Genomic DNA, 14,622 nt, shown 5'->3' with positions numbered 1-14,622 from the left:
TTGCAGAGTGGTCGGGCGTTGATCGGGTTACTTAATTTTGCCGTGGCAATATTTATATTTCTTACCCGAGCCACAAGGGCAAGGTGCATTACGGCTGACTTTCGGCATCTCATCCGTGTCCGCAGTTTCACCCTGTTGCTCCCCGTTTTGGTGGTATTGCAACGCAGCAGCCTGACGCTCGGCAGCTTCACGGCGCAAGCGCTCGGCTTCTTCCACCTCTTCTTGCGTGCGCACCTGCACTTTACTCAAGGTGCTAATCACGGTCAGTTTCAAGGTGTCCAGCATTTCGGTAAACATCTGGAACGACTCTTTTTTGTATTCTTGCTTCGGATCTTTTTGCGCATAGCCACGCAGATGAATCCCACGGCGCAGGTGATCCATTGCCGCCAAATGCTCTTTCCACAATTCGTCCAGAATTTGCAGCATCAAGCCTTTTTCAAATGAACGCATATTCTCAGCACCGACCATCTCTTCCTTGCGTTTATGCTCGTTGATCGCAGCTTCCAGAATACGTTCGCGCAGGTTCTCTTCATGCAGGTGGTTATCTTCCTCCAGCCATTTACTGAGTGGTAAACTCAGGGCAAAGTCGTTTTGCAGACGGGTTTCCAAGCCCTCCACATTCCATTGCTCTTCCAACGATTGTGGTGGAATGTACTGATCGATAACGCTGTTGAACACGTCTTCACGAATCACATTGATGGTTTCGGAAATATCTTGGTGATCGAGCAAATCATTACGTTGTGCATAAATAGCATGGCGCTGATCATTGGCAACATCATCGAATTGCAACAGGTTTTTACGCCCGTCGAAGTTGTGTGCTTCCACTTTGGCTTGTGCGCTGGCGATCACTTTTGCCAGCAATTTGGATTCCATCGCTTCGCCCGGTTCGCTGAAGGCTTTGCGCATCATATTCAACTTGCTTTCGTTGAGGTAAATCCGCATTAAGGCATCGTCTAACGACAAATAGAAACGGGAAGAACCCGGATCACCTTGACGTCCGGAACGACCACGCAACTGGTTGTCGATGCGGCGTGATTCATGACGTTCGGTGCCGATAATGTGCAGACCACCGGCCTCCATCACAATTTTATTTCGTTCTTTCCAATCGGCTTTGATTTTGGTGATCTGCTCTTCGCTCGGATTATCCAATTTAGCGATTTCGGCACGCCAGTTACCGCCCAACACAATGTCAGTGCCGCGCCCCGCCATATTGGTGGCGATGGTGACTGCGCCCGGCACGCCGGCATCGGCGACGATTTCCGCTTCCTGTGCATGGAATTTGGCGTTTAAGACGTTATGTTTAATCCCGGCTTTAGTTAAGGTGTTCGACAGCAATTCGGATTTTTCAATCGAGATTGTGCCGACCAACACCGGCTGCTGCCGGGCGATGGCTTCTTTGATGTCGTGGACAATCGCATTGAATTTGTCTTCTTCGTTTTGGTACATCAAATCGGTACGGTCATCGCGGATCATCGGTTGATTGGTTGGCACCACAATCGTTTCTAAGCCGTAAATTTGTTGAAATTCAAAGGCTTCAGTATCTGCCGTGCCGGTCATGCCCGCTAATTTTTCGTATAAACGGAAATAGTTTTGGTAAGTAATCGATGCGGTCGTTTGATTTTCGCTCTGAATTTTAACGTTTTCTTTGGCTTCAATCGCTTGGTGCAAACCTTCAGACCAACGGCGTCCCTGCATCGTACGCCCGGTATGTTCGTCAACAATCACGATTTCGCCGTCTTTAACAATATAATCAACATTGCGTTCAAACAGGGTATGCGAGCGCAACGCCGCATAAACGTGGTGCAGCAAAGTAACCCTTGATGGCGAATAGAGCGAGTCTCCTTCTTTCATCAATCCGGCTTCGGTTAACAAATTTTCTATCTTCTCTTGTCCGCGCTCGGTTAAAAATGCCTGCTTGTTTTTCAGATCCAGGGTGTAGTCACCAGTGCCTTGATATTCCTCGCTGTCCTCTTTTTCTTGGAATACCAATTTGGGAATCAGTTTATCAATCGCAATATACAGCTCGGAACTGTCTTCTGCCTGACCGGAAATAATCAGCGGGGTACGGGCTTCATCGATTAAAATCGAATCCACCTCATCGACCAACGCATAATACAGCGGGCGTTGAAAACGATCTTCCGGTGAATGCGCCAGATTATCACGCAGGTAATCAAAACCCAGTTCGCTGTTGGTGGCATAGGTCACATCGGCGGCATAGGCAGCACGTTTTTGTTCATGGGATAAGCCCGGAATATTGACACCGACCGTCATACCAAGAAATTCGAATAGCGGGCGGTTGGTTTCCGCATCGCGGCGCGCCAAGTAGTCATTGACCGTCACCACATGCACGCCACGACCGGTCAGGGCGTTGAGGTAACAAGGAAGTGTGGCGGTTAGGGTTTTACCTTCACCGGTGCGCATTTCGGCAATTGAGCGATCATTTAAGATCATGCCACCGAGCAATTGTACATCAAATGGGCGCATACCTAAGGTACGCTGGCAAGCCTCACGCACGGTAGCGAAGGCTTCCGGCAGAATTTTTTCTAGGCTTTCGCCTTTTTCCAAGCGTGCTTTGAATTCGGCAGTTTTGCCTTTTAGTTGTTCGTCGGTCAGTGCTTGGTATTCGGCTTCCAATTGGTTGATTTGGTGGACACGTTTGTTCAGGCGACGTAACACGCGATCGTTACGGCTGCCAAATAATTTGGTTGCAATAGTTCTTAACATATTTTTATCTTCATCAAAGGAGTCATTAATCGGTTTGCAGTTGCAAACGAGAATCTTATTTTACCGCCGTTACTCAGGTTAAAGTGCGGTTTGTTGCGGATTAAACAGTGGCAAACGGACCGGCTCGAATCGGCGGTAAAGATTCGGAAAGAGAAGCGATGACAACAAAAAGTGCGGTTTGTGGCGCTACTGTGGCTGTCGGAACGGCTTGTTGCGGTTCTGGCTGATATTGTGCTTGTTGATAAAAAGCGCTTTGAATCTGCCGAGTTTGTGTTGTCTGCTGAATTTGTTGGTAGGCTTGATTATCGTTTTGCTGTGTTGGGTTGCCGACAGCACTGACCGGCACGGCTAAAATCGCAATAATTCCCAACAGGAATTGCGACCAAAAGTGCGGTTTGCGGTGACGGTATGCGTGCAACAAGTTCATCAGTGATTAATGCCTTCGGCAACATGCGGTTATTTAAAATGCTGTGCTATTATAGAGCATCGTCGGCAGAATGTCATACATCAAATCCGGCGGATACTGTTCATTCACAAATAAATAGGGGCGAATCTCCGCAAAACAAGCCATGCGTTACAATAAAATGAAAAATATCACCGACATTGTCGAGAAAAGCCCATTGGCGGAAATTGCACGGCGCAGTTTACTGTTGGGCGATCTGAACCGCACTTTGCAACAATGCTTTCCACCAGAGTTTAAAGGGCGGTTTCGGGTGGCGAATATTCGCGATGAGGTGTTGTATTGTGAAGTGCAAAATGCAACGTTGCGACAAGGGATTCTGTTTCGTCAAGCAGAGTTACTGGCGTTGGTGCAGCAAGCATTTCCTGCGGTCAAACGGCTGGTGTTTAATATTAATCCTGAATTGGCGGCACTTTGATTTTTCGCCGACTAGCACGAAAAATCGCAATCAGTTCATTCACTTTTATCCGATTTTCACCGTTTTGGCTGATGTGGCGTTGCACCATCAGTGGTGTTATGTCGGCGCCGTGGTAAATTTGGCGAGTAAACGGCGTATCGTGGTTAGAAATCAGTACCGTTGTGCGGCGATGCTCCGCATGATGTTTAGCCAGATTGGCTAGCTGTTGCTGCTGCTCCAAGCTAAAACCATTGCCGGAATAGTGGGTGAAATTCGAGTTTTGCGACAGCGGCGCATAAGGCGGATCGCAATACACCACGCTGTTGCGGTCGGTATATTCAAAACTGTCGTGAAAACCGACGCAGATAAATTCGGCGTTTTGTGCTTTTTGGCTAAAATAACGGATCTCTTGCTCTGGAAAATAGGGTTTCAGATAAGCGCCGAACGGCACATTGAACTGCTGTTTGCTGTTATAGCGGCAAAGCCCGTTATAACCGAAACGGTTTAAATACAGGAACAGCACCGAGCGCTGAAAAATATCCAAAGTGCGGTTGAACTCAGCGCGTTTGGCATAATAAAAATCAGCGCTGTTGGCATCGGGGTGCTGAAACAGTTTGCGGCTTTCCACAATAAAGTGCTGCGGATCCTGTTTCACCGTATTGAACAGATTGATTAAATCGGCATTTAAATCTGCCAAAATATAGTGCTGGAAGTGCGTATTCAGAAAAACTGAACCGGCACCAACAAAAGGTTCAATCAGCACCTTTTTATTTTTCGGTAATAATTTGTTGATCTCATCGGTCAGGCGGAATTTACCGCCTGCCCATTTTAAAAAAGGGCGGTGTTTCAACAGAGGATTAGTGGACGACATGGTTTTAGTCGAACTGACTGCAATGGTTGATGGCTTGTCTGACTAATGCCGAATCGCTATTGGTCGTGACGTAGGCTTGCCCCAAACGTTGTAACAACACCAAACGTAATTTGCCTGCCAAGACTTTTTTGTCGCGCATCATCAACGGCAGATAATCATCTGCGCTCATGCCATCCGGCGAAACCGTCGGCAGATTGGCGCGTACCAGTAATTTTTCCAGACGGAACACATCTTGGTGACTTAAATTGCCTAATAAATGCGAAAGATCCGCTGCCATTAGCATACCGACTGCTACGGCTTCGCCGTGCAACCAACTGCCATAGCCCAAATGGGTTTCGATCGCATGCCCGAAAGTGTGTCCTAGATTCAGCAATGCGCGATCACCCTGCTCGGTTTCATCACGGGCAACCACATCGGCTTTCAACTGACAGCAACGTTGAATACAATAGTGCAATTGTTGCGGCTGCAAGCTCACCAGGTCATCAATATGTTGTTCCAACCATTCGAAAAACGCCAAATCCAGAATCGCACCATATTTAATCACTTCCGCTAAGCCAGCAAAAACTTCACGTTTTGGCAGGGTATCTAAGCTGGCGCTGTCGATAATCACTGCGCAAGGTTGATAAAATGCGCCGATCATATTTTTCCCAAGTGCATGGTTGACGCCGGTTTTACCACCGACGGAGGAATCCACTTGTGACAGCAGCGTGGTTGGAATCTGCATCAAACGCACGCCACGTTGGTAACTAGCGGCAGCAAATCCGGCAACATCACCAACCACACCGCCGCCCAGTGCGATGATGGTGGTGTCACGTCCGTGATTAGCTTGCAAAAGTGCGGTAAAAATCAGATTGAGTGAGTCCAGCGTTTTGTATTGCTCGCCGTCAGGAATCAACACTGAGGAAACTTGACAGCCCAAGCGGTTGAGACTGTCGCTGACGGTTGCCAGATAGTGTTCCGCAACGGTCGGATTGGAGACAATCATCACCTTGTCACCGCACTTTAACGGGGCGTAGCTGCTGCTTTCCGCCAAAATATGGCTGCCGATTCTAATCGGATAACGGCGATCTTTCAGTTCGACATTGACTTCAATCATGTTGCGCTCTCAGGTTGGTGGTGAGAATGATCAGCTAATTAACGGAGGAAAAAGCTTCCAAGCGATCGATTAACTGGTTTGCCATGGTTTTAGCGTTTTGTTCGTCGGTACTCATGGTAATATCGGCGATCTCTTGGTACAACGGATTGCGCACTTTGGCCAGATCTTCCAGCACTTTGCGCGGATCGTCCACATCTTGCAGCAGCGGGCGTTTTTTGTCGCGCAGGGTGCGCTGATGTTGTTTATCGACCGTGGTTTCTAAATAGACTACGATGCCACGAGCCGATAAATGGTTGCGTGTGTCTTTTGATAGCACTGCGCCGCCGCCGGTGGAAAGCACCACCCCTTGCAGTTGGGTCAATTCATTAATAATCCGTTCTTCCCGTTTGCGGAAGCCGTTTTCGCCTTCTACGTCAAAAATCCAACTGATGTCAGCGCCGGCACGTTGTTCGATCTCGTTGTCAGAGTCGATAAAATCCATTCCGAGTATTTGTGCCAATTGGCGACCGATGGTGCTTTTGCCCGCACCCATCGGACCGATTAAAAATATATTACGTTTTTCAGCCATGTTATTTTATATTCTTGTTAATTAAATGGTTAATGAGATTTGCCGATGCAAACACGTTGTTGAAGGAATTTCAAGAAAGGGAGATTTCTTCGCCGGATTCATCGCAGGACATTCATCAGAGAATCGTGGCAGCTTAAACGGTAAAAATACTCCATGAGCTTCAACTTTTAATTTAAGGGAGTAATTATCGCAAGAAATCGACCCAGTTTTCAACCTTCTATCTTGATATTTGCCTTTTTAATTCACAAAAATAACCAAGTTGACACAAAAGTGCGGTTTGCCGCTTTAAAAGCCGTAGCGAAATGGGCGTGTCGGGTGACCGCTAACGGCATTGGGGTGATTTTGTTGTTGATCAACAATATGTGGTGTAACAAAAATCACCAATTCACGTTTGGCGTAGCGTTTGCTTTCGTTGCCGAACAACCGTTTGGCCCCCGGAATATCGCCCAGCAGCGGCACTTTGTTTTCCCCGTTAACCAAGGTGTCGTGAAAGACACCGCCGAGTACGATGGTTTCACCGTGCCGAGCGAACACTTGGGTTTGGATCTCCTGCTTATCGATGGTGGTCATCTGCTGGTTGCCGTAAGCCACACTGTTGCCGGGCGAATTTTGGCTGATCATCAAATCCAACAAAATAGTGTTGTCGTGTGAAATATGCGGAGTGACGTCTAAGCCGAGCACCGCATCACGAAATTCGACGCTTTGGGTTTCGTTGCGGCTATTATTCACTATATAAGGAATTTCAGTGCCTTGTTTGATGCTGGCGCTTCTTTTGTTGGTGGTCAGAAGACGCGGACTGGCGATGATATTAACATTGTTTTCGCGCTCAAGTGCGGTCAGTTCCAAGTCCAGCAAGCGACTGTTGATTTTGGCGACTTGCAGTGAAACACTGGCGGCGTTGCTGTATTCGCTGCCGAAATTGATGTTCAAATTATTGTCAATCTCGGCAAAACCGTTGGCATTCAAATTGCCAGCGATGCGGTGGCTTTGTCCGCTAGGTTCGAACAAGCCCCAACGCACGCCCAATTCGCGCAAACTTTCGTCGCTGATGGTAACGATCCGTGCTTCAATTAACACTTGTCTGGCAGGTTGATCCAAACTCGTGATAACCTTGCGCAGAGACGCTATGTTTTCTGATTTTTCTTGAATAATCAAACTATTGCTACGTTCATCAAAACTAATGCTGCCGTGAGGTGATAAAAACGAACCATTGCCGCCGGTGAGTGATTGTATCAGTTCAGCGGCTTTTGCGTGGCGCAACGGAATATTGACGGTTTGCAGTTTAGGTGTTGACTCAAGTGTGGTTTCAACAGTGCTGACTGAGCTGCTTGATGAGTTTTGACGTGGGCTGACAAAATAGTCACCGTTGAGGTTTTCGATCTCCAATTGATGAATCTTGCCAACAGCTTGCAGCACTTGCTCAAATGAGGTCTGTTTTAAATGCAGACTGATATGACCTTTCAGACTGTCGTCCAACACTAAATTAACGTCCTGCTGCTGAGCTAATGCTTGCAAGGTGCTGATAAGCGGCGCTTGTTTTAAGCTGAGCGCAAAAGTGCGGTTTGTGCTGTTTTCACTTGCAGCAACTACAGTGGTTTGAAGCAAAAAATAGAGCAATACTAGGCGTAAACGAGGCATAAGGTTTTTCTCCATGACAGATTCACAACGGAATACTGCGTTGCAGCGACGGGGTTTGACAACGTTGCAGTACGATACGTCGTGTTTCGATGGCAGTGATTTGCCATTGATCTTGTGCTATGACGTCATTTAAACGGCTGTCGATAATCACGTTGTCGGGGGTAGACCAAAGCACTACGCTATGATTTGCATAATGAATCAAGCCGATAACCTTCAGCTGCGCTAACGGGAAATGGTCGATTAATAACAGACTGTTGATATTGCAGCTGGTGTGTTGGAGCAGTCGATTTTCGGCGGTTATCGGTTCGGCAAGTTGACTTAACGCTGTCTGAGAAATTGGGGAAAACGGATCATTAAAGCGCTCATTGGCGCCGACAAAACAGGCGCAGGCGAGTAAAAGTGCGGTCAGGCAAGATTTAGTCATCGGCAATCTCCTTATCAATCGTGTCCTCAGAAAAAAGTAAATTGAGAATAGCCTGGGTGGCAGGCTGCTGTTCTGTGTGTTGTAGCGTCAGGTTTAACAGTTTTAATTCAGTGAATTGCTGCTGTAGCGCGGCTACAAAGTGTGAAATATCATAAAAACTGCCCTGTAACTCCAATTGTAACAACGGAGAACGAGAAAATTGCCAGTGCTGTTGTTCGATGTTGAGTGCGCTGAAACTTGCGACCGCACTTTGTAAGCGCTGATTCAGTGTGGCAATTTTGGCTGCGGTTTGTGGCGCCAGTTGGGCGTTGATCTGTTCAGCTTTGCGGGTTAATAGCGAAACAATTTGCTGTTTTTGTCGCTGTTGATGTTGTAAATCGGCGGAACTAAGTGAGGTGTCATGCAATTGCTGCTGTAGGCGGACAATTTCTGACAGAGGATAAGTGCAGAGCAGCAATACTAACGCAATAGCAAATAACGATTTCAGCCACAATGGCGCTGTAACCAAGCGGGCAGGTGGCGAATAGGGCGAGAGTTTAAGGCGTGTCATCGGTTTTTTCCTCCGTTTTTGCACGCTGCCAACGCAAGGCAAAATGAAATTCCAGTTGCTGATGGTTTAAATCGAACTGCTCCAATTTAATCGTTAACTTATGCTGCCGATGGTTGAGCAGCAGCGGATATTCGGCAAAATAAGGTTCGAAACTATGGCGCAACTGTTCAAACTCTTGTTCGGAGGGGGTTGAACCTTGCAGCAATATTTGATAATCGAACGGGGGCTGCACGCTAATCGAGGCACTGGATAAGCGCCCTTGTGACAGTGGCAGACGGCTTAAAAAATCACTAAATCGGTTAAAAATCGTTTGATCGGGAACGATAAACACCGCACTTTCACTGCTATTAGCTTGTTGCAGTTGATTGATTTGTTGTTGCAGCCGTTGGTTTTCCGCACGAAGTGTGGCTTGGGCTTGGCTTTGTTGTGACAAGCTCTGTTGTAATAGCTGTTGATAGTCAAACAGTTGCCACAGCACCAGTGCCGCAAGGCACAACACAGCAAACAGTGCGATAATAAAAGTGTACATTTGGCGGTCTAGCTGCTTGCTGCGCCAATCGAGCAGGTTAATTTCGGCTTGCATCGTAGCGATTCACCTTGCTCAAGTGTTTGAAGTTATGTTGCTGTCGTAGTGCACAGCCCAATGCGACAAAATAGGGATATTGCTGTGAATCGATCGCAATCAGCGGGGCAGGCTGGCAATCTTGTTGCAGTGCCGCCAGCGAATTCGGGTCAGCATACACCAGATAGCACATATTCTCTTGGCTAGAGGTTTCACTTGGCGGCTGTTGTTGCCAGAATGCCTGTAAAAGTGCGGTCAGTGGCTGTGAAGGGCGGTAAAATTGGACTAAATTATCCTGCCGCTGTTGCAGCAAAATGCTGTGTTGCTCGTCTTGGTAAATAAACAGCGTGTTTTCATTGCGGATAATCTCACCTTGAATTTCAGCGCAATAGTGAAATGCCCGTAGCAGGGCGTGGGCATGAAAATCCAATATATCCAAGTGCAGTGGTAAAAATTGTTCACACTGTTGCTGAATATTCTGTTTTTTCGCGGCATAAATCTGGACATAATCAATTTGCCGTTCAGTGCCAATATGTTGCAACGGGCTAACACTAAAATCAAATTGCAGCAATTGTTCTTCAATCGGCAAATGCTGTTGTAGAATCAACCGCACTTGGCGATATAATTCGTGTGGCTGTTTAATGTGTGGCAACAGCAGGTGTTTTTGCCACAATAAACGTGGCTCCAGACAGGCAATATAAATAAACTTGGCTTGACGGCGGAGTTTTGTCGCAAATTGTAATCTTAATAATTGTGGCAGTTGCGACAGCTGCTCACAAGGCAATCGCTCGAAACAGGGCTGCTGCTCATCATTGAAAAATGCAATTTCGATGTGTTCTCGATTCTTATGGAGACCGATCGCATAGCTTGAGCGCTGAAAAAGTAGCTTCATTGTATAAAAATATCCTCATTATTTGCCATAGTGTGTGTAAAATAGTATCGTTGTGCTTAATTGTAGGCGGGCAAACCGCACTTTGCGTTTTATGGCAGCTTTTTATGGCAGTAAGTGTGGCGTAAAAATATTGGATTATTGACTTTTTAGAGAGAAATTTTCGGTGAAGATCGCAAAATTAATATTAAGTACCCTATTAACGTTGGTTATTTTGGGTTGTGTGGTGTTGGCAGTCGCCTATTTTCAGATTAAATCGGATTTGCCGGATGTTAAAGCACTACGTACCGTCGAGTTGCAGCAACCAATGCAGATTTATACCGCTGACGGGAAATTAATCGGTGAAGTCGGCGAGCAACGCCGGATTCCGGTTACCTTGGAACAGATTCCAAAACCGTTGATCGATGCCGTTTTGGCGACGGAAGACAGCCGTTTTTATACCCATTATGGGCTGGATCCGATCGGGATTGCGCGTGCATTAAAAGTAGCCATCAGTGACGGCGGGGCATCGCAAGGCGCCAGCACCATTACGCAACAATTGGCGCGTAACTTCTTTTTGACCCCGGAAAGAACGCTGGTCAGAAAAGTAAAAGAAGCCATTTTAGCCATCGAAATCGAAAAAAATCTCAGCAAAGATGAAATTTTGAGTTTGTATCTGAACAAAATTTATTTAGGATACCGCTCTTACGGTGTTGCCGCCGCCGCCAAAACCTATTTTGGTAAAGATCTAAACCAGCTGACATTAAGCGAAATGGCAATGATCGCCGGCTTACCGAAAGCGCCGTCAACCATGAATCCGCTTTACTCTTTGCAGCGTGCGACCGAGCGGCGCAATGTGGTGTTGGCACGGATGTCGGATGAAAATTATATTTCGCAGCAACAGTATCAACAAGCAAAAGACGAGCCGCTGGTGGCGAGTTATCACGGTAGTCAGCTGGATTTTCAAGCAGATTATGTGACCGAAATGGTGCGTCAAGAGATGGTGAAACTCTACGGTGAAGAAAATGCCTATGCCAAAGGCTATAAAGTTTACACCACCGTGGATTCGAGCGATCAATTGAATGCACAAATTGCGTTGCGCAATAATTTGATTAATTATGATATGCGCCACGGCTATCGTGGCGGTGCGCCGTTATGGAAAAGTGGCGAAAGCCCTTGGGAAGAAGAGCGGATTATCGGCTTTTTGAAAAAAATACCGAACAGCGAGCCATTGATTCCGGCAGCGGTGATGAAAACCGATCGTAGTGGGGCTGAACTATTGCTGACATCCGGTGAGCGAATGCAGTTGCCGTTATCTGCGATGAAATGGGCGGGCGCTACAGCCTCTAACTTAAAGATTAACGTAGGCGAACAAATTTGGATTCGCCAGAACAGTAAGCAGGAGTGGATGTTAGGACAGTTACCATTGGCCAATTCCGCTTTGGTATCACTCAACAGCGATAATGGGGCAATTGAAGCGATTGTTGGGGGATTCAGTTTTGGTCAGAGTAAATTTAATCGTGCCACCCAATCGATGGTACAAGTCGGATCGTCGATTAAACCGTTTATCTATGCTGCGGCAATGGATAAAGGTTTGAGCTTGGCGACCATTTTGAACGATAGCCCGATTACGATTCGGCTGCCGGGACAAAAACCATGGTCACCAAAGAATTCCCCTAATCGCTACGACGGACAACTGCGTTTACGCCAAGGGCTGGCACAATCGAAAAACGTGATGATGGTGCGTGCGGTGCAAATGGTCGGAATCAATTATGTAGCCGACTTCCTGCCGCGCTTTGGCTTTAAACGCGATCAATACCAAGCAACGGAAGCACTGGCGTTAGGCGCCGCATCTTTCACACCACTAGAAATGGCGCGTGGTTATGCCGTGTTTGATAACGGCGGATTTTTGATTGATCCTTATCTTATCGAAAAGATTTTGGATAACGAAGGCAAAGAGATCTATCTTGCCAACCCGAAACTGGCTTGTTTCAGTTGTAATGATATTCCGGTGATCTACGGTGAGCAGCAAAAGTTGGAGATATTAGATGACTCGCTGCAAAATAATGTGCAATCGAACACCGCAGATAATTCAAATCTGGAAGGTGATCCGGATCAGCAGCCGGAAACCGTGCCGGACATTCCTGAATTGCAAATTGCCAATACCCAGCTACAAGATGGTCCGCAGTTGCTGGCGCAATCAATGACACAAAATCAAGAAAAACAATACGCTCCGAGGGTGATTAGCGGTGAATTGGCATTTCTAATCCGTAGCGCCTTACAGTCTGGCGTTTATGGTGAAGCCGGTAGCAGTTGGAACGGCACAGGCTGGCGTATGGCAAGTCAAATCAAACGCAAGGATCTCGGCGGAAAAACCGGTACTACCAATAACTCGAAAGTGGCTTGGTATGCCGGTTACGGTGCTAATTTTGCGACAGCGGTGTATGTTGGTTTTGATGATAATAAATATGAATTGGGACGTGGCGAAGCCGGCGCCAGCACTGCGATGCCGGCATGGCAGGAATATATGAAACAAGCGTTGGCAAACGTACCGGAGCGTGCCGACCCACCACCACCTAATATCATTGAAAAACGGATCGATAAATCCACTGGTTTGCTCAGCGACAGCGGACGAGTTGAATATTTCATCAAAGGCACCGAACCAACTCGCCGTTATATCAGAGAACAAGGCTACCAAATTATGGTCAACCCCGGTGACGGCAAACCCCCTCAGGTAGAAGAATTATTTTAATTTCTGCTTAAAAGAGGAAACTATGGCGCAAGTTTATGACTTGCGCCATTAATCATAAGTGCTAAATTCTGCCAGAATCAATATGTCTGTCGTGAAAAATAGTAATGATAAAAGATACTATTATATCTTTTATTGCCCAAAAGGAGTATAGTTGGATATTATTATGTCTTATTTGGAGTTTTATGAATAAGCTATCCCTTTTATCCGCTTACGATGTTCAACAATCAGTTGCAACCTATCTGCGCCAAAAACGTAAGGAAAAAAAACTTTCGCGGAAAGCCCTTGCCGAACGTTGCCTTGTGCCGGAAGCGACTATCAAAAAATTTGAAACCACCGGACAAATCTCCCTGCGTCAGCTACTGATGATTTGGCAAATTGTAGCGGATTTAAAGCCGTTTCATGATCTAACCAAACCAGCGGCGAAACCCATGCCGAAGAGTATTGCAGAGGTGCTGGCCAATGATTAACACCAAACAACTTGAAGTGTGGCGCACACTGAAGAAGATAATGCATACTGTTATCTATTCCTCAAGGTAAGAAAATATTGATAAATTGCCATCACAGCCTGTTCGACTTTTGCGGCGCATTCTTGTGTCTCTTTGGCAGAAGGGTGATCATCTAAATTAAGATCGTCGCCCTTAAAATAAGCGAATGAACGAATTAAATCATATTGCTCTTGGATTTTATCGGGTAGATTCCCCCAACCGGAGACTTTGGCACCAATAATATAGCCTGAACACCACGAATCTAAAATTATGAAATCATTAGTGCTTTCCTCAAAATAAGCATAAAATAACGGACTGTTTAAACGTTGTATCACATCATTATAATGACGGAAAATTAAAGACAATAACAGATTAAATGTATTCTCATCGGGTATGCTTTCTTGTGCATTTTCATCAAAAATAGCAGGCAGCCATTGATTTGGTACAACCAGTTCAGGGCTGGAAAGGATGGCAGTAAGTAAGCCGTCTAATTCGCTTAAGCTTAAAATATTATAACCACTCTCACGTTCCGCTCCATATTCCAACAGTAAATCATCTAATAATGCTAATTCTTCATCTTCTAAAGATTCATCTAATTGTTGCATAAGGTTTTTCTCCGTTTCATTATCGAGTTATCATGTATAAGCTGTCATTTTGCAAGGTATTTGCTCTATAATATTTTTAATCATCTGTTCGGTAATGCAATACTACTGATAACGCAAGTTTGTAATTTGTGCTGAAAAATAATAACGATTATTAGATTTTGTTTATAAATCAAAGGCAAAAAAGGTGCAAGTTGTAAACTTGCGTCAATAGTGGGAGCTTCATCTAGAAGTTTATAAAAAGAATGTGTGCTTAGGTAGGGCTCCCCACACCTACACACGATCAAAGAAACCGCTATTTCAGATTTCCGCCTGCGATCTGGGAGATTCATCGCTTTTCTAAGCACCGTTTAAACATAGCATATTCGGATAAAAAACAACATAGAAATCGATTAAATGATAAAAGTTATAGTTAATAACGAGTAGTAAGTGATAAACCTGTGCTATAGAAGAATACTATAAAGATTATTTATTTTGATATAGCTCGTTCAATCCGATAGGTTTTAAATCATTTTTTGTTAATGATAGGCATTCTTCAAATTTTTCTGTTTCTTTTAAACTATCTAATTTTGGACAAATAACTTTATGGCTTTCAGTATTCAAGATTAAATAACCAAATAAATAG

14 protein-coding genes are annotated in these 14,622 nt (G+C 45.7%); 3 read left to right on the top strand and 11 right to left on the bottom strand.

Annotated features, from left to right (window positions below):
* Positions 1–27: 27 nt before the first annotated feature.
* The gene (secA, locus tag FHQ30_RS09635; RefSeq protein ID WP_139610335.1) at positions 28–2,724 is read right to left on the bottom strand and encodes a preprotein translocase subunit SecA; all 2,697 of its coding nucleotides are present in this window, start codon (positions 2,722–2,724) and stop codon (positions 28–30) included.
* 100 nt (positions 2,725–2,824) lie between these two features.
* Positions 2,825–3,151 (bottom strand): secA translation cis-regulator SecM, encoded by a 327-nt coding sequence (gene secM / locus FHQ30_RS09630; protein ID WP_132967655.1) that lies wholly within the window; start codon positions 3,149–3,151, stop codon positions 2,825–2,827.
* A 142-nt stretch (positions 3,152–3,293) separates the two neighbouring features.
* Here secM and FHQ30_RS09625 point away from each other — a divergent pair, with 142 nt between their 5' ends.
* Positions 3,294–3,602: a DciA family protein gene (locus tag FHQ30_RS09625; protein WP_139610336.1), complete on the top strand. Its 309-nt coding sequence runs from the start codon at positions 3,294–3,296 to the stop codon at positions 3,600–3,602.
* On the opposite strand, the gene FHQ30_RS09620 is transcribed toward FHQ30_RS09625, so the two are convergent.
* The 8 genes from FHQ30_RS09620 to FHQ30_RS09585 form a co-directional block, all read right to left on the bottom strand.
* Positions 3,577–4,452 carry a Dam family site-specific DNA-(adenine-N6)-methyltransferase gene (locus FHQ30_RS09620; RefSeq protein ID WP_139610337.1) on the bottom strand — a complete coding sequence of 292 codons (876 nt, stop codon included), beginning with the start codon at positions 4,450–4,452 and terminating at the stop codon, positions 3,577–3,579. The genes FHQ30_RS09625 and FHQ30_RS09620 overlap by 26 nt on opposite strands.
* A gap of 4 nt (positions 4,453–4,456) precedes the next feature.
* Positions 4,457–5,548, bottom strand: coding sequence for a 3-dehydroquinate synthase (gene aroB / locus FHQ30_RS09615; protein ID WP_139610338.1), 1,092 nt, complete (start codon positions 5,546–5,548; stop codon positions 4,457–4,459).
* A 34-nt stretch (positions 5,549–5,582) separates the two neighbouring features.
* The gene (gene aroK, locus FHQ30_RS09610) at positions 5,583–6,116 is read right to left on the bottom strand and encodes a shikimate kinase AroK (protein ID WP_139608673.1); all 534 of its coding nucleotides are present in this window, start codon (positions 6,114–6,116) and stop codon (positions 5,583–5,585) included.
* Between the two features lie 285 nt (positions 6,117–6,401).
* Positions 6,402–7,754, bottom strand: a complete 1,353-nt coding sequence (locus tag FHQ30_RS09605; RefSeq protein ID WP_267963747.1) for a type IV pilus secretin PilQ — start codon at positions 7,752–7,754, stop codon at positions 6,402–6,404.
* 22 nt (positions 7,755–7,776) lie between these two features.
* Positions 7,777–8,178 carry a pilus assembly protein PilP gene (locus FHQ30_RS09600; protein WP_139610340.1) on the bottom strand — a complete coding sequence of 134 codons (402 nt, stop codon included), beginning with the start codon at positions 8,176–8,178 and terminating at the stop codon, positions 7,777–7,779.
* Positions 8,171–8,728: a hypothetical protein gene (locus FHQ30_RS09595; protein ID WP_139610341.1), complete on the bottom strand. Its 558-nt coding sequence runs from the start codon at positions 8,726–8,728 to the stop codon at positions 8,171–8,173. The genes FHQ30_RS09600 and FHQ30_RS09595 overlap by 8 nt, the downstream gene beginning before the upstream one ends.
* Complete coding sequence (locus tag FHQ30_RS09590; RefSeq protein WP_139610342.1) at positions 8,715–9,311, bottom strand: hypothetical protein; 597 nt, start codon at positions 9,309–9,311, stop codon at positions 8,715–8,717. Before FHQ30_RS09590 ends, FHQ30_RS09595 begins: the two co-directional genes overlap by 14 nt.
* Complete coding sequence (locus FHQ30_RS09585; protein ID WP_139610343.1) at positions 9,295–10,182, bottom strand: type IV pilus biogenesis protein PilM; 888 nt, start codon at positions 10,180–10,182, stop codon at positions 9,295–9,297. The genes FHQ30_RS09590 and FHQ30_RS09585 overlap by 17 nt, the downstream gene beginning before the upstream one ends.
* 163 nt (positions 10,183–10,345) lie before the next feature.
* On the opposite strand from FHQ30_RS09585, the gene FHQ30_RS09580 reads away from it, so the two are divergent.
* A complete protein-coding gene (locus tag FHQ30_RS09580) occupies positions 10,346–12,910 on the top strand; it encodes a penicillin-binding protein 1A (RefSeq protein ID WP_139610344.1) in 2,565 nt (854 codons plus the stop codon).
* A 182-nt stretch (positions 12,911–13,092) separates the two neighbouring features.
* On the top strand, positions 13,093–13,377 hold the full coding sequence (locus FHQ30_RS09575; protein ID WP_139610345.1) for a helix-turn-helix domain-containing protein: 285 nt from the start codon (positions 13,093–13,095) through the stop codon (positions 13,375–13,377).
* 50 nt (positions 13,378–13,427) lie between these two features.
* Here the strand turns inward: FHQ30_RS09575 and FHQ30_RS09570 are convergent, their stop codons facing one another.
* A complete protein-coding gene (locus FHQ30_RS09570; RefSeq protein WP_139610346.1) occupies positions 13,428–14,000 on the bottom strand; it encodes a UPF0149 family protein in 573 nt (190 codons plus the stop codon).
* Positions 14,001–14,622: the final 622 nt, after the last annotated feature.

It is taken from the genome of Testudinibacter sp. 'clade 2' (assembly GCF_006227735.1).
Lineage (GTDB): Bacteria > Pseudomonadota > Gammaproteobacteria > Enterobacterales > Pasteurellaceae > Chelonobacter.
This window is presented reverse-complemented; position numbering and strand designations above follow the sequence as displayed.

Excerpts from the sequence above, each read along its gene's own strand:
- secA (WP_139610335.1), bottom strand. The coding sequence starts at position 2,724 with ATGTTAAGAACTATTGCAACCAAATTATTTGGCAGCCGTAACGATCGC.
- secM (WP_132967655.1), bottom strand. The coding sequence starts at position 3,151 with ATGAACTTGTTGCACGCATACCGTCACCGCAAACCGCACTTTTGGTCG.
- FHQ30_RS09625 (WP_139610336.1), top strand. The coding sequence starts at position 3,294 with ATGCGTTACAATAAAATGAAAAATATCACCGACATTGTCGAGAAAAGC.
- FHQ30_RS09620 (WP_139610337.1), bottom strand. The coding sequence starts at position 4,452 with ATGTCGTCCACTAATCCTCTGTTGAAACACCGCCCTTTTTTAAAATGG.
- aroB (WP_139610338.1), bottom strand. The coding sequence starts at position 5,548 with ATGATTGAAGTCAATGTCGAACTGAAAGATCGCCGTTATCCGATTAGA.
- aroK (WP_139608673.1), bottom strand. The coding sequence starts at position 6,116 with ATGGCTGAAAAACGTAATATATTTTTAATCGGTCCGATGGGTGCGGGC.
- FHQ30_RS09605 (WP_267963747.1), bottom strand. The coding sequence starts at position 7,754 with ATGCCTCGTTTACGCCTAGTATTGCTCTATTTTTTGCTTCAAACCACT.
- FHQ30_RS09600 (WP_139610340.1), bottom strand. The coding sequence starts at position 8,178 with ATGACTAAATCTTGCCTGACCGCACTTTTACTCGCCTGCGCCTGTTTT.
- FHQ30_RS09595 (WP_139610341.1), bottom strand. The coding sequence starts at position 8,728 with ATGACACGCCTTAAACTCTCGCCCTATTCGCCACCTGCCCGCTTGGTT.
- FHQ30_RS09590 (WP_139610342.1), bottom strand. The coding sequence starts at position 9,311 with ATGCAAGCCGAAATTAACCTGCTCGATTGGCGCAGCAAGCAGCTAGAC.
- FHQ30_RS09585 (WP_139610343.1), bottom strand. The coding sequence starts at position 10,182 with ATGAAGCTACTTTTTCAGCGCTCAAGCTATGCGATCGGTCTCCATAAG.
- FHQ30_RS09575 (WP_139610345.1), top strand. The coding sequence starts at position 13,093 with ATGAATAAGCTATCCCTTTTATCCGCTTACGATGTTCAACAATCAGTT.
- FHQ30_RS09570 (WP_139610346.1), bottom strand. The coding sequence starts at position 14,000 with ATGCAACAATTAGATGAATCTTTAGAAGATGAAGAATTAGCATTATTA.